Below are 17,625 nucleotides of genomic sequence, written 5' to 3'. Positions count from 1 at the left end.
GGAGGGAGAAATGAAACGAAAAGTCCGAAAAAAACCTGAGCAGGAACCTGAAAAAGAACCAGTTGTCATCATGGTTGACAAAGAAAAGGCAGTAGAAAATGAAAAGGAAAAAATGAGTCCTGTGGAAAAAGAACGCCAAGGGATGAAAACTGAAGAGCCAGGAGAAGCAATGACTCCTCTTAAAAAATAATATCCATGGGAGCAGCAGCAAAAAAAATAGACCCACCCAAATCCCGCCTGTTCGGGGCTGGAGCTGCTGTAATCCAACCTTCCCTCAAAGTCGGGAAAACAGGCGATAAATATGAAAAAGAGGCGGATTCAATTGCTGACCAGGTAATGATGATGCCAAGCACTCCACAAACTCCGATAATGACTGGGAGTGCCGGTGGAGTCCAATTAGAGGAGGAAGAAGAAGCCGTCCAACCTAAATCTGAAGAAGAGGAATCGGTACAAATGATGCCGCTTTCAGCTGGTATCTCCATGATTTCCCTGAGTCTGGAAGAGGAAGAGGAACTTCAATTGAAAGAAGAGGAGGAGGAAACTGTTCAACTCAAAGGTGTAGAAGAAGAAGAATCTCTTCAAATGATGGGAGGAAATGGCGAGGTCCCTGCCTCTGTTTCCACACAAATTCAAGGTGGTACGGGAGGAGGAAGCCCCATGTCTCCTGCAGTCCAATCCGAGATGGGTAAGAAAATCGGAGCAGATTTCTCCGGGGTGAAAATCCATACAGGACCACAAGCCACATCCATGAGTAATGTATTGGGAGCCCAAGCTTTTACCCATGGATCTGATGTCTATTTCAATGAAGGGAAATATAGTCCTGAATCCTCCAAAGGAAAGCATTTGTTAGCACATGAGTTGACGCATGTCGTCCAACAAGACAGTGCAGTTCGAAGGTCTCCTTCTGAAAACATTTCAGACGGAGCAGAAGGAGTCCAAAGACTACCTTGGGCGGTTCGAGAGGGTCTATCAGAATTTGCATCTTATATCCCAGGTTACAGCTTACTCTGTGTAGTCGTTGGATATGATCCATTAGCTGGAAGAAGTGTAGAGCGAAATGCAGTAAATCTCATCGGTGGGTTGATGGGATTGATTCCAATTTTTGGAACTCTCCTTTTCAACAAACTCCAAGAATTGGGAATTATTCAGGATGCTCTCACTTGGGTTCAGGATCAAATGGATTCCTTGGATCTAAGTACCGGAAGGATTGAAAGAGTTCTTGAACAGGCTTGGGATGAAGTCAGTCTATTATCTGGCTGGGATGCGAATATGGAGGTTCTGGACAGAACTTTTGGCCAGCTTTATCGAGACATAGAAACTTTTGCAGCGCGAGTCAAAGACAAGGTCTTTGAGTTGATTAAGGAAGCGTTGATGACAGCCCTCAAGGCTTTGGCAGATTCTTTCCCAGGCTATCCATTACTGGTCCAATTGCTCGGTCATGATCCTCTGACAGGCGAGGAAGTCAACTCTACCACAGCAGAAAAAATAGAAGCATTCCTTCTTCTAATTGGCAAAGAACAGGAGCTGGAAAGAATGCAAGCAGAGGGAACAATCCAAGAAACGGCTGATTGGATTGATGCCGAATTAGCTGCTCTTAATTTCAGTTTCGAGGAAGTAAAATCATTGTTTGATCAAGCTTGGAATGCATTTTCTCTAGATGACTTACGGGATCCTCCAGCAGCATTTACCAGAACTGTTGCCATATTTGCTCCATTTACCCAACGAGTTTTCACATTCGCTGAAAATGTAGCTACCAAGGTTTTAGAGTTTATCAAAAACGCTCTTTTGGCACAGATTTCAGCCTATGCAAGGGAGCAACAAGGCTATCATTTAGTCACGGTTTTATTAGGAAAAGATCCATTTACTGAAGAAGAAGTACCTCGTAACACTGAAAATATTATCCGTGGGTTTATGGGTTTGATGCCTGGTGGTGAGGAGCAATTCCAGCAAATGAAAGAAACCGGAGCGATTGAACAAACGGTAAGTAGGATCGATGCGGCAGTTGCAACTCTGAATTTCTCTTGGGCTTATATCACTGGACTCTTCCTAGACCTTTGGAACAGCTTCACCATTGAGGATGTTTTCCATCCAATAGATGCTTTTGTAAGGATTGTCCAAACTCTAGCAGATCCGATACAGAGACTTTTTGCCTTTATAGTCACTATCGTCAAGATCATTGTAGAAGTCCTCTTGGTGGTGATGAATTTCCCAATAGAGACTGTTCAGCAAATCATTGCCAATGCCCGATCAGCATTTGAGGATATCAAGCGCGACCCAATCGGATTCTTGAAAAATCTTCTTAGAGCAGTTAAACAAGGGTTCGTTCAGTTCTTTGATAATATCGTCACCCATTTGTTAGGAGGATTGAGAGATTGGCTATTTGGGGAACTGGCTTCAGCGGGAATCAATCCACCTGCAGATTTAAGCTTCCAGTCCATTTTGGGATTTGTCTTAGATGTTTTAGGAATCTCCATGGACAATGTCTGGGAGAGACTTGCTTTGAAAATAGGACCGGAACGAGTGGAGCAAATCCGTGGAGCTATAGATACTTTAACAGGTATCTGGACCTTTATCAAAGACGTTTGGGAACGTGGACCGATTGCGATTTGGGAATACATCCAAGAGCAAATGAGCAATCTCTGGAATATGGTTCTGGAACAAGTTCAAAGTTGGATCATGACCCGAATTATAGAGCAGATTACAGTTCGTTTACTTTCTATGCTCGACCCGACAGGTATCATGGCCGTAGTCAACAGTTTCATTGCCTTCTACCGAGCAGTTCAGTCCTTTATCGAGAAGCTTCGTGAGATGCTTGAAATCGTCAATTCCTTTGTGGCGGGGGTAGCAAACATTGCGAGGGGAACGATAGCCGAGGCAGCCAACTTCTTGGAAGGAGCACTGGCTAGAGCTGTACCTGTTGCTATTGGCTTTTTAGCAAATCAAGTTGGGCTACGAGGCTTAGGAACTCGAATAGCCGAAATGATTGGTGGTCTTCGTGATAAAGTAAATGAGGCGATTGATTGGCTTATCGACCGAGCTTTATCCGTAGGGGGAGCGATTCTTCAGGCAGGAAGGAATGCAGTTGACACTGTAATGGGTTGGCTTGGAATGAAGAAAGAATTCACCCTTCCAAATGGAGAAAAACACGAGGCTTATTTCGAAAGCCCTGACCCACAAGCTAGGCTTATTATTGCTAGTGCAGATCCAAAAACAATCCAACAAATTATTGCTTCAAAATCATGGAATGGGAAAACAATTCCAGATGACAAAGTAGCGGAACTACAAACTTCAGCCAGCACCATCGATCAAAACCGAGAAGGTCAAGGAGTGGAAAAAGGTCAAATTATCATGAGAGAATTTGAAAAAATTGTAGCTATACTAAATAATATTGGAGGTCCTCCGATCCCTAGAACTGTTCTTGTAACAAATCAAAAAGTCACTGGGGCAGGAATGGAAATGGGTAAGCATGTAGTTGTTTCTCCTTTGAGTTTGGATCCTGGAGGACTTGCCGGTAGCCAGCCTACCTATACTACAGGCCTAGGAGCTCTTCTGAAACAAAACTATCCTAACTACATAGTTGAAGGACATTTACTAAATCACAAATTGCATGGTCCGGGAAATGTCTCTTGGAATTTGACACCAATAGCAAAACAAACCAATTCTGAAATGAACAGTAAATTCGAAAGGTTTGCTAAACAACATATTCTAGATGAAGGAAAAGTGGTCAAATATGAAGTTGAGGTAGAATATTCGAAAAACTTGGATAACAGCATTTATTCGGATCCAGATCAATATGTAGCACAAAGCCTAAATTTTTCACTGACAGAATTAGAATACAAAAATAACAATTGGACTCCAGCCACCTCACAACCAACAAATTGGGACATCCCGCCATCAATTTCTCATGCAAAATCTTCGATCCCTGGATTTGGTACTGGAAGATTGAATTATATGGTAAACCTGAATACCTCAGATGTAAGAGCAATTCAGCGCATTAAAGGAATTGGTCAAACTAGAGCAGAAGCCATAGTCAATTATAGAGAAAATAAGGCCTCTAAACGAATCAATAGTTATTCAGAATTAGAAGCTGCACCTGGAATTGGAACCACAACAGTTGAGAAGTTACGAGATGAGCCTATGGCAAGATTGAGGTCATAGTTGGTTTGTATTTTCAACCGAAATCAATTCCGCATTTTCATTGAATTCCAATAGCATTTGATTTTGATCGATTCAGAAAATCGATTAATTAGCTAGTATGAAAAATTCTGTCAAATTTTTTCTTCCTGCCTTAGCCCTTTTTGCGGCCTGTTCCGGAGAAAAAAATCCAGGCTGGGACATTTCCACAGACCAGGAACAAATCACAGCAGGCAAGTCTCTTTTTGAGCAAAATTGCGCAGCCTGCCACAATTTTACCCAAAATGCTATCGGACCTAATCTAAGTGGAGTCACTCATGAAATGACTTCCGAATGGGTCAAAACGTTCATCAAAAACCCGACACAGGTCATAGAATCTGGCGATGAAAGAGCAAAATCCACATTTGCTGCATACAAAACCTATATGCCCGCCTTCCCAAATTTAGGAGATGAACATTTGGATCAAATTCTCAGCTACCTACATACCTATGAGAAAATAGTCGTAGAGCAAAGTGCTGATAAAATTGAAAATCCCATCCCGGATTCTGTAGCCGATTCTGGAATTCGGATGGAATTGGAGTTTTTCTTTCAAGTACCCCCTACCGACTCTATCACCCCTCTTGCGAAAATCACCAAACTAGAATCCGAACCAGTTTCAAGAAGAACTTTTCTTCAAGATCAACATGGAGTGATGTATGAAATCATCAATGGAAAGCCAGTTGAATACCTCAATCTCAAAAAACTTAGACCAGAAATGGTATCTAAGCCCGGACTTGCCACAGGCTTTGGAAGTTGGGCCTTTCACCCTGATTTCGTGAATAACGGAATACTTTATACTTCTCATACTGTACCTGGAGGAACGGCTCCTGCAGATTTTGCTTATGCAGACAGTATCCCTGTCAAGATGCAATGGGTGTTGACAGAATGGAAAACAGATAATCCAAAAGGAACTCCCTATATCGGAGAAGGAAGAGAATTTTTCAGAATAGACGTTCCGACCCAAATTCATGGAGTACAAGAATTGGCTTTCAATCCACATTCTAAGGAAGGAGATGAAGATTATGGGCTTTTGTATGTGGGAATCGGAGATGGCGGAAGTGCGGAAAATGGTTATGCATTTATTCCAGATCATCAAGGAAGACTTCCTTGGAGCAGCATTTTAAGAATAGATCCAAGTGGAACAAACAGTAAAAATGGCAAGTATGGTATTCCAACATCGAATCCTTTTGCAAGTGATCCGAACAAAGCAGGTGAAGTTTTTGCCTATGGTTTCAGAAACCCAAACAGAGTCTTTTGGAGTCCTGATGGACAGCTTTTAGCATCGGAAATCGGCCATCACAACATCGAAGAATTGAATAAAATTGAGCCAGGAAAATTCTATGGCTGGCCGCAGCGTGAAGGTACATTTTTGATTAACCCATATGGCAATATGAGTGATCTTTTCCCATTGCCAGGTAATGATGCTGATTTAGGAGCCACTTATCCTTTGATCCAACTGGATCATGATGAGCTTAACGCAATTATTGCAGGATACTTTATCCCTTCAGGAGAATTAAAGGGCAACTTCCTATTTGGAGATGTACCGGGCGGGAAATTGTATATCAGTGATTTGAAAGGAGATCAGCCAAAAGTAGAATCGTGGAAAGTCATCTATAATGGCAAAGAAATGACTACCAAAGAGCTTTGCGATTGTAAAAGGGTTGATCTGAAATTCGGTCAAGACAAAACAGGTCAGCTATATTTGATGACCAAGTTTGATGGGAAAGTTTATAAAATTAAAACTCCCTGATTTAAGAGTTTTTCTAAGATAAATACCAAAAAAGAAGGCCAACCCGTAATGGATTGGCCTTCTTTTTTATTATCAAGTTTGTCTTAAGCTTTTTGCTTTTCTTTCTCGTTGTCAAGCTCTTTCTTCATCAAATCCACTACAATAGGAGTAGCAATGTACACTGATGAATAAGTACCTACAACCACACCGATAAATAGGGCGAAAGAGAAACCTCTCAATACTTCACCACCAAACAAGAGCAATACGATGATTACGATCAAGGTAGTAAATGAAGTAATCAAGGTACGTCCCAAAGTTTGGTTGATCGCATCGTTGAATACCTTCACCAATTTACCTGTACCTCTATTTTCAATGTTTTCACGAATACGGTCAAATACAATCACAGTATCGTTGATTGAGTAACCAATCACCGTCAATACCGCCGCGATAAATACCTGATCGATTTCGAAAGTAGCTCCAAATGCACTAGCAATTGCAAATGCAGCAATTACGAACAAAGTATCGTGAATCAATGCAATGATAGAAGCAAGAGAGAACTGCCACTTACGGAATCTTACCAAGATGTAAAGGAAGATAGCGATCAATGCAGCGATCATTGCCTCAGCAGAAGAAGCTTTGATATCATCTGCAACAGTCGCTCCTACTTTAGAAGAACCAGTGATCGCAAATTGATTTGCACCCAAATTTTCAGCATCCTCCGTGAAAGTCATTCCTGTCACGTTGGTGATACCTTCTTTTACTTTCTCTTCTACTTCTTTATTGGAAGCATCGTCATCTTCATTGATTAGGTAAGAGGTAGTCACTTTCAATACATTGTTTGCACCGTAAGTTTTCACCTCCACAGATCCGTCAAATTCAGAATCCAAACCTACTTTCAAGTCAGAAGGAACAACAGGTTGCTCGAATGCTACGATGTAAGATCTACCACCAGTGAAGTCAACACCGAATTTCAATCCATTGATAGCTGCGATAGCCAAACCAACTACGATGATACCTGTAGAAATCAAATAAGCAACTTTACGCTTGCTCAAGAAATCAAAGTTGATTCCAGTAAGTGCATTTTTCGCAAATGGAGTAGCAAAACTGATTGAGCTATTGTCACCTTTCTTGCTCATCCAAGAAACAATCACTCTCGTGATGAATACTGCGGAGAAGAAAGAGGATGCAATACCGATCATCAATACGATCGCAAATCCCTTTACAGGACCTTGACCTAATGCATAAAGAATCGCACCAGTCAAGAAGGTAGTTACGTTGGAGTCAAGAATTGCTGAGAATGCCTTGTTGTAACCTGCGTTGATTGCAGCCATTAGGCCGGCACCATTTCGAAGTTCTTCTTTAATACGCTCAAAGATCAATACGTTCGCATCAATCGACATACCAATCGTCAGTACAATACCAGCGATACCAGGCAAGGTCAATGCAGCTCCCAACTGGGCCAAAATACCCAAGATGAAGAAGATGTTGAATACCAATGCAGAGATAGCAACCAATCCGCCTTTAGCATAATAAGCAACCATAAATACAACTACGATTACCAAACCAGCCACCATAGAAATGATACCCTGGCTTTGTGCTTCTTTACCCAAAGTTGGACCAATGATGCTTTCTTCTACGATTTGAGTTGGGGCTGGAAGAGAACCAGACTTCAAGATATTAGCCAAATCTTGAGCTTCCTGAAGTGTGAAGTTACCAGCAATCTCAGACTGACCTGAAGGAATTTCACCATTTACAACTGGAGCAGTATAAACGTAGTCATCCAATACGACAGCGATTCTACGTCCGATGTTCGCTGCGGTCAAAGTTCTCCATTTTCTAGCACCTTCAGCATTCATTTGCATAGATACTGCAGGTCTTGAAGTCTGATCCAAAGTTTGTCGAGCATCTGTTACTACATCACCTTCCAAAGGTGCTTCATTCGTTCCTCTTGGAGCTTTGATAGCATACAATTCCAACACTTCATCAGAAGTACCTTCAGGAGTGAATGGTTTTACCCCCCAAAGCAATTTGATATCACGAGGCAAAAGTGCACTGTAATCAGGATTCTTAAGGATTCTGTTGATGATCATTGTGTCTCTCACCTCATAAGCCAATCCGTAGTTTGGATACAAAAGGCTGAAAATAGGAGAAACGTCATTGCTTGGATTCAACGGATCAATTTCCGCCAATTGCTCTTCCAAAGCATTTCTTAAAGAATCTTCAGTAGAAAGTTCTTCTGTAGCTTCTGTTTCTTCAGTAGAAGCAGAAGTATTCTTATTTGAAGAAACCCAAGCTGAGTTGATTGCCTCAAGACCACCACCCAATTCATTTACTTCAGCAACCTCCCAGAATTGAAGTTTTGCAACACCTTGAAGCAAGTTTCTTACACGCTCTTGGTTATCCACACCTGGCAACTCGATCTGAATTCTACCAGAACCTTGAATTCTCTGAATATTTGGCTGAGAAGTACCAAATCGGTCAATACGAGTTCTCAAAATGTTGAAAGAACGATCTATCGCATTTTCAACTTCTGTATCGATAATATCTAAAATTTCAGAATCAGAGGATTCCAAAGAGATTCTACCTCTGTTAGCCGCGGTAGCGAAGATGCTACTTAGGTTTTTACCAGAGTTATTCGCCTGCCAAGCAGAATAGAATAGATTTACAAACTTATCAGTTGAGGTTTTGGAAGCTTCTTTAGCTTCATCAACAGCTTTATTGAAACCGGCATCTTTTGGGTTACCAGCAAGTCCTTTGACGATTTCCACTGGGGAAACTTCCAACGTCACATGCATACCACCTTGAAGGTCAAGACCAAGGCCCAATTCGGTTTCTTTGATTTCCTGATAGGTAAAATCAGCACCTAGGAAATTGTAAACTGGCTCTCTCCAGATGGAATCTAGATAAGCTCTTCTCTGGCCAAAATCAACATTGCCAGAAGCATCCGTCGCATAAGTTGTCGCTTTTTGCTGAATGCCATTAGATACAAATGTGAATGACAAGTAATACAGACACAAGGCCGTGATTACCACCGTCAAAAACACAATGACTCCTTTGTTTTGCATAGGAATTAGATATTAAATTATTATTGAGAATACACGTGAAGGCATAACTGCAGCGCAGCTTGCTATATTAATAGGCAGGAAAAAAAGTGATATTAGGGTCCTTTGGTGGATATAATCCGCTCAAAAAGTATTTCCCCCAGTTGATTGGGCTGGGGAAAAGAAATCATTTCGGCTACAAATGAAGTAGGCTCGAAACTGATGATTTCATAAATTAAGTAGAAAACTGAATGAGAAACATGCACTGCAAATGGCACTACTGCATCTACAGCTACATTTAGGAATGTCTGATTTTGATCAGAATCGCTGTGTTGCTCAGTTTGAACAGTCTCTTCAAATGATGAGTATTCTACCGAAGAAATAAAGAAGCATAGCAATAACGCCAGCATCACCGCAATGCGCTGTTGGATTAATTTGCTATTTGATTTCTTGGAACTCATGCGCCGCAAATATAGCCAATATTTGAAACTCAAGCTGTTTTAGATGTATTTTTTCCTATTTACCTGATTTTGAGCGCAAATAAGATCGTACAACATCAAGTGCCTTATCAAAATCATGATTGTTTGGAACGATCAGGTCCGCATCACTTTTGAATGGCTCAATGTACTTTTCATAGGTTGGCATCACATGCATCTCATATCGATAAAGAACATCATCCAGATCATACCCTCTTTCTACTTTGTCTCTAATGATTCTTCTTTTAAGCTTGATATGGTCTTTCGCGTCAATAAAAATTTTCAAATCCAATAGATCCGCCAACTCTGGATAGTATAAAACAAAAATACCCTCCACAACCACCACTGGAGCAGAGTTGAAAGTTAGCATTTTTGGCTTTTTGGAGGCATTATTAAATGTATATTCCTCTCGCTCAACAGTTTCCCCTGCTTGAATTTTTCGAATATCTGCCGCATAGGCTTCAAAATCAATGCTATGCGGAGTGTCAAAATTATGGACACCTTGAGCATCGACAGGCTGCATATGTCTAGGCTTATAATAGTTGTCCTGAGAGATCAAGCAAACCTCACCAGGCTCAAAGGTGCTCAGAAGTCGCTCCAAAAATAAAGTTTTCCCAGAGGCGGACCCGCCTGTAATACCGACGATGAAAGGTTTTTGCATGGGCACAAAGTTAAAATCTTTTTTTGGCGTTTTTCAGAATTTTCTTTGGCGAAGAAATTCTACCAGTGCCTTAACGGCCTTTCCACGATGGGAAATTTTGTTTTTGTCCTCTAAACTGATTTCGGCAAAAGTCAATTCATAGCCTTCTGGTCTGAAAACAGGATCATAACCAAACCCTTTTTCACCAACTCTTTGACTTAAAATCTCACCTTTAGCTATTCCATCAAACTGGTATTCCTTTCCTTCCAAAATGAGAGCTATCACTGTACGAAATCTCGCTTGACGATTTTCCTTGCCTGTCAAGCTTTCGAGTAATTTGTCAATATTTCTTTCATCCGATCTTGGCTCCCCAGCATATCTACCAGAATAAACTCCAGGTGCTCCATCCAAAGCCTCGACTTCAAGCCCGGTATCATCGGCAAAACAATCCACACCATAATGATCTTTGACATGTCGGGCCTTTTGAAATGCATTGAATTCCAAAGTATCACCAGTCTCAGGCAGTTCTTCATGGCAACCGATTTCCTCAAGAGAAACGATTTGGAACTCTGTACCCAAAGCAGCCTTCACCTCTTCTATTTTCTTCTTGTTGTTGGTAGCAAAGCAAATTTTCATGATTCAAAAATAGTTAAAATTTAAAGCCTTGGTAATTTTCAAATTTTGGGGAATAGCATCAAACCACTAATTTCGAGTAAAGGAAAAAAAAACAATCCTCATGAAAAAAATCACTGTCTATTGTGGCTCTAGAACGGGAAATTCATCGGTGTATGAATCAGGAGTGAGAGCATTGGCTCAAGAAATGATCAAACGGGATCATTCTTTGGTCTATGGCGCAGGAAGAGTTGGGCTAATGGGCATCATTGCGGATGAATTATTATCAGCAGGAAAAGAGGTGTTGGGTATCATTCCTCAAAAGCTGGTAGACCGAGAAGTGGCTCATACGGGTTGCACTGAATTGATTGTGGTAGAGACCATGAGAGACAGAAAATGGCTGATGGCTGAAAGAGGAGATGGATTTATCGCTATGCCTGGAGGGATCGGTACTTTGGAGGAGCTTTTTGAAATCATGACTCTCAATCAACTTCACTATATCCAAAAGCCTTTGGCACTTTATAATGTCAATGGCTATTATGACAAATTGATTGACTTTCTGAATCATGCTATGGAGGAAGGATTTCTTTACCCGGAGCAAGAGGAGTTGCTGATTGTTTCGGATGATCCGGTGGAATTATTGGATCAAATGGCAGCCTATCAAGCAAAGAGGCCGGCGGATTGGTGAAATCTGAATTTTGAATTGAGAAATACGAAAAGGGTACAATAATCTTCCAATTTTGAATATTTCAATTCAATTCTTAAAATCCCTAAAGATCCATTCTCTTATAAAAGAATTCCCTATTTTTGTGGATTAGAAAAATCCAAGATGATCGAAAAACTCTTTCCATTAGACAAAAACTACATTCTAAGACAAGCTCAGTTTGTTATGGAAGAAGAGCTTTTGGAACAAATGGTTTATGAGCTGAAGCGATCTTATACTTTTTTGTACAACCCATTGCAATTGATGGATGAAACTTACGCTAAGATCTTGGACACCAATGAATACCCGGTTGAAAGAATCCGAATGATCTATCGCCAACTTTGTGGTGTGTATCGCTACAAACATGGAGACAATCAATTGGAATTATTATTTGATGGAAGATCTCACTTTGATAAATTCAAAGAAGAGTGGGAAAAAAACTTCATTAGATATATTCAGGATTTGGGTCAGCATGAGCAATACGTAAAGACCATGCTTAGAATGACCATTTTATTCGATACCGAATCTAGGGCTGAATGGTCCGAAAATCACTGCAAAGCATTTATCAATCAGTACTTTGATCTCAAGGTTGTCAAAAGACAAGGAGAACTCAAACTGAAAGTCGGATAAAAAAAGGAAGCCAAATTTTTGACTTCCTTTTTTTCTGCTTACTGAGACTGATCCCTGCAAACTTCTCAAGCTCCCCACTCAGTGTGGAAAATACCTTCTCTGTCAATTCTTTCGTAAGTGTGTGAACCAAAATGATCTCTTTGTGCCTGGATCAGATTCAATGGCAACTTACTTGAAGTAAAGGCATCGAAATAACTCAAAGCTGAGAATAATCCCGGAACAGGAACACCACTTTTCGCTGCAAAAGCCACTGTTTCACGTACAGCTGGAAGAGTTTTCTGTACTTGGTTTACAAATGATGGTGCCAATAAAAGATTTGTCAAACCTGGATTTGCTTCAAAGGCATCAGCGATATCTGCCAACAGACCAGCTCTTATAATACAACCAGCTCTCCAAATTTTAGCGATTTGAGACATATTCAATTCATAGCCATATTCTTTAGATGCCTCTGCCAATTGATTCAAGCCTTGAGCATAAGAAAGGATAAAAGAGAAATACAATGCCTTTTCAGCCAATTCAATCAATTCTGCCTTTTCAATATGCTGAACAGCAGGTCTATCGTACAATTCGTCAGCCTTTACTCGCTCATCTTTCAAGGCGGAGATCTCACGCATACTGACCGCCATATCGATGGTCGGTACAGGAATACCTAAATCCATTGCGTTTTGAGATGTCCATTTCCCAGTTCCTTTTTGCTTTGCCTTGTCCAAAATCATATCGACTAAGCGTGCATCTGTCAAATCATCTTTTTGAAGGAAAATCTCAGAGGTGATTTCCACCAAAAACGACTGAAGACGCCCCTGATTCCAAGTAGAAAAAACTTCATGCAATTCATCATTGCTTAAATCAGCTGATTTTTTCAACAAATCATAAATCTCAGATGTCAATTGCATCATGGCATATTCGATTCCATTGTGAACCATCTTCACATAGTTACCGGCAGACTTAGGCCCCAAATAAGCTACACAAGGCTCCCCTTTATATTTTGCAGCAACAGCTTCAAAAATTGGTCTTACATGCTCATATGCTTCTTTGTCTCCGCCTGGCATGATACTCGGACCTCTTCTAGCTCCTTTTGCACCACCGGAAACACCTGATCCAAAAAAGTGCAAGCCTTTGTCTTTCAAATAGGCTTCTCTGCGATCCGTATCCGTGTAGAATGAGTTTCCACCGTCGATGATAATATCTCCTTGGTCCAAATGCGGTAACAAACTTTCGATCACTTGGTCTACGATTTTACCTGCAGGCACCAAAAGCATAATTTTTCTTGGAGTAGACAAAGCTCCTACAAAAGTGCTCAAATCTGAGGTCGCATTTACTTGATCAGGATTTCCTCCTTCTTCAATCAATGCTGAAACTTTTTCAGGGTCTAAATCATATCCGAATGCCTTAAACTTATTGTCAGCGACGTTTAAAATGAAATTTCGGCCCATGACTCCCAGACCAACCAATCCAAAATCGAAATCTTTTTGCTCCATGATCTTATTCTAGCTACAATTTCCTGTAGCATTCTTTTTTTGTTGCGCGAGTTTAAAATAAATAAGCCCTATTTTTACGGCTTCAAATTCAAAATTAACTCATCCTGCGGAGCATGCGCGCTTTTTTCCAAAAAAGTATTCATAACCAGTCCAAAAATGATTTTCTGGACTACTCCCTATTAACTCTACTGACTTCATGAAAAAGACCCAAAACCAAATGCTAATCATTTTTGGAGCTTCGGGTGATTTGACGGCCAGAAAACTGATTCCTGCAATCTACAACCTCTATAAAGGAAACCATTTACCTGAAAATTTTGTGGTTTTAGGGGTAAGCCGTAGCAATATGGACAGCGAAGAATTCAGATCTAAAGTCGTTTTAGAAAGTGAATTTTTAAAAGATAAAATAGCTAAAGAAGATCCTGAATTCATTCAGAAATTTGCCGATAAGCTTTTCTATGAAGATTTAGGAACTGCTTACGATACTAGCTACGAAAAACTTGCTAAAAGAATTAATGAGCTAGATAAGGGTCACGGAACTGGGGGTAATCTAATTTTTTACCTTTCTACACCGCCTAGCTTATATGAAACCATCGCCAAAAATCTTCATGATCAGGGATTGACTCAGGAAAATGGAGGGTGGAAAAGAATTATCGTGGAGAAACCGTTCGGGTATGATTTGAAGTCTGCAAAGGAATTGAATCAAGGTCTTCACACTTATTTTCACGAAGAGCAAGTTTATAGAATTGATCACTACCTAGGTAAGGAAACAGTCCAAAACCTATTAGTAACCCGATTCTCCAACTCGATTTTTGAACCACTTTGGAATCGCCGATACATCCATCATATCGAAATCACGAATGCTGAAACCGTAGGAGTGGAGCAACGTGGTGGTTATTATGATAAATCAGGTGCTTTCCGTGACATGTTCCAAAGTCACCTCCTTCAGATAGTATCCTTGATCGTAATGGAGCCGCCAATTAGCGCTGACCCTGAAGAGATTCGCGATGAAAAAGTGAAAGCTTTGAAGTCAATTAGAATCATGAAGGATGAAGAGACCATCATCAAAAATACGCTTCGAGGCCAATATGTAAGCTCAACCATCAATGGGAAAAAAGTAAAAGGCTACCGAGAAGAATCAGGTGTAAATCCAGAATCTACAACTGAGACTTTTGCTGCAATCAAGTTCTTTGTAGACAACTGGAGATGGAAGGATGTGCCTTTCTATGTGAGAACTGGAAAAGCGATGCCTACCAAAGTGACTGAAATCGTCATTCACTTTAAAACTCCACATCACGAGGTTTTCAAGAGTCAGGATGTCTATAGAAAAGACAATAAATTGATCATCAGAATCCAACCGGACGAAGGGATCTTGCTGAAATTCGGTGTGAAAGTGCCAGGTCTGGGCTTCCATGTGGAGCAGGCAAATATGGATTTCTACTATTCTGATTTGGATTCTGCTCAAGTAATGGATGCCTACGAAAGATTGCTTTTGGATGCAATGCAAGGCGATACCACGCTTTATGCCCGTGCAGATGAAGTGGAAGCTGCTTGGAGATTTGTAGATCCTATTCTGAACTGTTGGGAAAATCATCCGGCTGTCAACACCTATGGCTATGCTGTAGGAACTTGGGGGCCTAGAAATTCAGATGATTTGATCGAAGATAGCTTTGGATGGAGAAATCCAGGAGATCTTTTGACAGATGAGTCCGGATTCTGCGTTTTGTGTTAATCGATTAAAAAATAAAAACACCTTATCATGGAAATCCAAGTCTTGGAAAACAAGCAGGAAGTAGCTAAAACTTTTTCGGAATACTTTGCCCAATTGGCTAAAACCAAGGAGAAACTTCACGTGGCATTGTCTGGTGGAAGCACCCCGAAAATAGTTTTCGACTATTTGGCGGAAAATTTCGGATCGGAAATCGATTGGAGTAAAATCTATTTCTATTGGGGAGATGAAAGATGCGTTGCTCCTACAGATCCAGAGAGTAACTTCAAAATGACTGTGGATCATCTGCTTTCTAAGATTTCCATCCCTGAGGAGAATGTTTTCAGAGTTTTAGGAGAAAACGATCCTGAGGAGGAGGCTGTTCGATATGGAGAAGTCCTAGAAAACACCCTTCCACTCGAAAAAGGAATCCCTCAATTCGATTTGGTGATATTGGGAATGGGTGATGACGGACATACCGCATCTATTTTCCCAAATTCCATTTATCTATGGGACTCTTCCAGAAACTGCAAAGTTGCGACTCATCCTGATTCAGGACAAAAAAGAGTGACAATCACCGGACGTATTATTAATCAAGCCGAGGAAGTAGCATTTTTGGTGACAGGAGCGAGCAAAAAGGACAAAGTTCGAGAAGTCATCAAAAGAGAGGGAGAATTCAATTCTTATCCTGCAAGCATGGTTAATCCAGCCAGTGGAAAACTGATCTGGTTTATGGATAAAGATGCGGCTGAATTAATTTGATAATTATTTGACATTGAATAGTTTGGGATCCTAGACAAGATCCCAAACTTTTATTATCTGGATTTTTTTATCTGTAAATGAATAAAAAATTTTAAATACTTTAACCACTCTTACTCCTGCAAAATCAGTTTTTATCCCAATTTCTGGATATTTTGAAAGGAGTTCAGCGGATTTTAAAAATAGTCTATCAAGCTTCTTACTATAGGAATCGACTTATTATGATTCTTCCAAAAAATAAAAATTTGAAACCTATCTTGAATTGATGAATAGGTCCATTCTATTTTTCTAACCATTGATTAAGCATCTTTTCAGCATGATCATTGGTAAAAACATTCCCGTTTTTAATATTCTCAAGACCTTTTTGAATTGAAGCCTTTTTCTTCTTGAGAAAGCTTATATATTGATTTTGTCTCAATTTCAAAATCAATATACTACTTAATTTCTTCCAACAATTTTTTATCATTCAAAGAAGAAACCCTTTCTATTATCTCGGATTTTAAACTTGAAACACTCATACTATACCTGTTTTCAGAATTCTAACTAAAAGTTAAGACAAATTAAGTATCAAACAAAGTGCCAGTTCCAGAGTTAGGCTTGATATTCAAATGTTTATATGCCAACTCCGTGGCAACTCGACCTCTGGCAGTTCTTTTCATATAGCCTTCTTGAATCAAAAAGGGTTCATAAACTTCCTCGATAGTTTCAGCTTCTTCACCACATGCAGTGGCTATTGTTCCCAAACCAACTGGCCCACCTTTGAATTTCTCAATGATGGTCGTCAGGATTCGGTTATCCATATCATCCAGCCCATTTTCATCCACATCAAGTGCATTCAAAGCTATTTTGGCGATATCCAAAGTGATAGTTCCGTCTCCTTTGACTTCTGCAAAATCTCTGGTTCTTCTCAAAAGCATATTTGCGATACGAGGAGTTCCACGGCTCCTTCTGGCGATTTCATAAGCAGCAACTTCTTCAATTGGAGTTTCCAAAATCCCTGAAGAGCGAGAAACGATATCTGTCAAAAGCTTAGCATCGTAATATTCCAATCTGGAATTGATCCCAAATCTTGCTCTCAAAGGAGATGTCAGTAATCCTGATCGGGTAGTCGCTCCAATCAAAGTAAATGGACTCAAAGAAATCTGAACTGAGCGGGCATTTGGCCCGGAATCCAACATGATATCGATTCTGAAATCCTCCATCGCAGAATACAAATACTCCTCCACAATAGGGTTCAATCGGTGGATCTCATCAATAAAAAGTACATCACCTTCCTCCAAATTAGTCAACAAACCTGCTAAATCTGAGGGCTTATCCAGAACAGGCCCAGAGGTAATCTTGATTCCTGCCTGAAGCTCATTGGCGATGATATGACTCAAGGTAGTTTTGCCCAATCCCGGAGGGCCATGCAGCAGGACATGATCCAAAGGTTCATTTCTCCTTTTGGCGGCCAATACAAATACACGCAAATTCTCGACGATTTTTGCCTGACCTGTAAAATCTTCAAAACTCAATGGACGAAGTGCTCTTTCGAACTCCCGGTCTTTCGGGCTCAAATGGTCTTCATCTCCCTGCAAATAGTCTTCTCTCATGGATTCTTCTTAGCCTACAAATATAGAAATTTAAGATAGTGGAACTTTTACTTTTTGCCTCATCTAACGGGTTTTGTAAGCAAAAAT

The 17,625-nt window shown here is 40.4% G+C and carries 13 protein-coding genes; 7 read left to right on the top strand and 6 right to left on the bottom strand.

Annotation, left to right across the window (positions count from 1 at the left end):
• Positions 1–10: 10 nt before the first annotated feature.
• The 3 genes from O0V13_RS03055 to O0V13_RS03045 all read left to right on the top strand — a co-directional run bounded on the left by O0V13_RS03055 (position 11) and on the right by O0V13_RS03045 (position 5,923).
• The gene (locus tag O0V13_RS03055) at positions 11–190 is read left to right on the top strand and encodes a hypothetical protein (RefSeq protein ID WP_073571622.1); all 180 of its coding nucleotides are present in this window, start codon (positions 11–13) and stop codon (positions 188–190) included.
• A 5-nt stretch (positions 191–195) separates the two neighbouring features.
• Positions 196–4,158, top strand: a complete 3,963-nt coding sequence (locus tag O0V13_RS03050; RefSeq protein ID WP_268033514.1) for an eCIS core domain-containing protein — start codon at positions 196–198, stop codon at positions 4,156–4,158.
• A gap of 97 nt (positions 4,159–4,255) precedes the next feature.
• On the top strand, positions 4,256–5,923 hold the full coding sequence (locus O0V13_RS03045; RefSeq protein WP_268033513.1) for a PQQ-dependent sugar dehydrogenase: 1,668 nt from the start codon (positions 4,256–4,258) through the stop codon (positions 5,921–5,923).
• Positions 5,924–6,006: 83 nt separating this feature from the next.
• Here the strand turns inward: O0V13_RS03045 and secDF are convergent, their stop codons facing one another.
• The 4 genes from secDF to O0V13_RS03025 form a co-directional block, all read right to left on the bottom strand.
• The gene (gene secDF / locus O0V13_RS03040; RefSeq protein WP_268033512.1) at positions 6,007–8,967 is read right to left on the bottom strand and encodes a protein translocase subunit SecDF; all 2,961 of its coding nucleotides are present in this window, start codon (positions 8,965–8,967) and stop codon (positions 6,007–6,009) included.
• Positions 8,968–9,059: 92 nt separating this feature from the next.
• Positions 9,060–9,404: a hypothetical protein gene (locus tag O0V13_RS03035; protein ID WP_268033511.1), complete on the bottom strand. Its 345-nt coding sequence runs from the start codon at positions 9,402–9,404 to the stop codon at positions 9,060–9,062.
• A gap of 55 nt (positions 9,405–9,459) precedes the next feature.
• Positions 9,460–10,080, bottom strand: coding sequence for a uridine kinase (gene udk, locus O0V13_RS03030; protein WP_073571616.1), 621 nt, complete (start codon positions 10,078–10,080; stop codon positions 9,460–9,462).
• Positions 10,081–10,113: 33 nt separating this feature from the next.
• The gene (locus O0V13_RS03025; RefSeq protein ID WP_268033510.1) at positions 10,114–10,695 is read right to left on the bottom strand and encodes a non-canonical purine NTP diphosphatase; all 582 of its coding nucleotides are present in this window, start codon (positions 10,693–10,695) and stop codon (positions 10,114–10,116) included.
• Between the two features lie 100 nt (positions 10,696–10,795).
• On the opposite strand from O0V13_RS03025, the gene O0V13_RS03020 reads away from it, so the two are divergent.
• Together O0V13_RS03020 and O0V13_RS03015 are read left to right on the top strand one after the other, a co-directional pair.
• Complete coding sequence (locus tag O0V13_RS03020; protein ID WP_268033509.1) at positions 10,796–11,359, top strand: TIGR00730 family Rossman fold protein; 564 nt, start codon at positions 10,796–10,798, stop codon at positions 11,357–11,359.
• Positions 11,360–11,500: 141 nt separating this feature from the next.
• Positions 11,501–12,004, top strand: coding sequence for a hypothetical protein (locus O0V13_RS03015; protein ID WP_268033508.1), 504 nt, complete (start codon positions 11,501–11,503; stop codon positions 12,002–12,004).
• Between the two features lie 65 nt (positions 12,005–12,069).
• Here the strand turns inward: O0V13_RS03015 and gndA are convergent, their stop codons facing one another.
• Positions 12,070–13,482: an NADP-dependent phosphogluconate dehydrogenase gene (gene gndA / locus O0V13_RS03010; RefSeq protein WP_268033507.1), complete on the bottom strand. Its 1,413-nt coding sequence runs from the start codon at positions 13,480–13,482 to the stop codon at positions 12,070–12,072.
• A gap of 196 nt (positions 13,483–13,678) precedes the next feature.
• Between gndA and zwf the strand changes: the two genes are divergently transcribed.
• Positions 13,679–15,211, top strand: coding sequence for a glucose-6-phosphate dehydrogenase (gene zwf / locus O0V13_RS03005; RefSeq protein WP_268033506.1), 1,533 nt, complete (start codon positions 13,679–13,681; stop codon positions 15,209–15,211).
• A gap of 27 nt (positions 15,212–15,238) precedes the next feature.
• Positions 15,239–15,949, top strand: coding sequence for a 6-phosphogluconolactonase (pgl, locus tag O0V13_RS03000; RefSeq protein WP_268033505.1), 711 nt, complete (start codon positions 15,239–15,241; stop codon positions 15,947–15,949).
• 557 nt (positions 15,950–16,506) lie between these two features.
• On the opposite strand, the gene ruvB is transcribed toward pgl, so the two are convergent.
• A complete protein-coding gene (gene ruvB, locus O0V13_RS02995; protein WP_268033504.1) occupies positions 16,507–17,538 on the bottom strand; it encodes a Holliday junction branch migration DNA helicase RuvB in 1,032 nt (343 codons plus the stop codon).
• Positions 17,539–17,625: the final 87 nt, after the last annotated feature.

Origin of the sequence: Algoriphagus sp. PAP.12 (assembly GCF_026652115.1) — a bacterium.
In the GTDB taxonomy this organism is placed as follows: domain Bacteria; phylum Bacteroidota; class Bacteroidia; order Cytophagales; family Cyclobacteriaceae; genus Algoriphagus.
The sequence above is the reverse complement of the archived record's forward strand: the minus strand, read 5'-3'. Positions and strand labels throughout refer to the sequence as shown.

What these genes read in the sequence shown, in the direction of transcription:
- O0V13_RS03055 (WP_073571622.1), top strand. Translation starts at nt 11, where the DNA reads ATGAAACGAAAAGTCCGAAAAAAACCTGAGCAGGAACCTGAAAAAGAA.
- O0V13_RS03035 (WP_268033511.1), bottom strand. Translation starts at nt 9,404, where the DNA reads ATGAGTTCCAAGAAATCAAATAGCAAATTAATCCAACAGCGCATTGCG.
- O0V13_RS03015 (WP_268033508.1), top strand. Translation starts at nt 11,501, where the DNA reads ATGATCGAAAAACTCTTTCCATTAGACAAAAACTACATTCTAAGACAA.
- pgl (WP_268033505.1), top strand. Translation starts at nt 15,239, where the DNA reads ATGGAAATCCAAGTCTTGGAAAACAAGCAGGAAGTAGCTAAAACTTTT.
- ruvB (WP_268033504.1), bottom strand. Translation starts at nt 17,538, where the DNA reads ATGAGAGAAGACTATTTGCAGGGAGATGAAGACCATTTGAGCCCGAAA.
- O0V13_RS03050 (WP_268033514.1), top strand. Translation starts at nt 196, where the DNA reads ATGGGAGCAGCAGCAAAAAAAATAGACCCACCCAAATCCCGCCTGTTC.
- udk (WP_073571616.1), bottom strand. Translation starts at nt 10,080, where the DNA reads ATGCAAAAACCTTTCATCGTCGGTATTACAGGCGGGTCCGCCTCTGGG.
- O0V13_RS03020 (WP_268033509.1), top strand. Translation starts at nt 10,796, where the DNA reads ATGAAAAAAATCACTGTCTATTGTGGCTCTAGAACGGGAAATTCATCG.
- gndA (WP_268033507.1), bottom strand. Translation starts at nt 13,482, where the DNA reads ATGGAGCAAAAAGATTTCGATTTTGGATTGGTTGGTCTGGGAGTCATG.
- O0V13_RS03025 (WP_268033510.1), bottom strand. Translation starts at nt 10,695, where the DNA reads ATGAAAATTTGCTTTGCTACCAACAACAAGAAGAAAATAGAAGAGGTG.
- zwf (WP_268033506.1), top strand. Translation starts at nt 13,679, where the DNA reads ATGAAAAAGACCCAAAACCAAATGCTAATCATTTTTGGAGCTTCGGGT.
- secDF (WP_268033512.1), bottom strand. Translation starts at nt 8,967, where the DNA reads ATGCAAAACAAAGGAGTCATTGTGTTTTTGACGGTGGTAATCACGGCC.
- O0V13_RS03045 (WP_268033513.1), top strand. Translation starts at nt 4,256, where the DNA reads ATGAAAAATTCTGTCAAATTTTTTCTTCCTGCCTTAGCCCTTTTTGCG.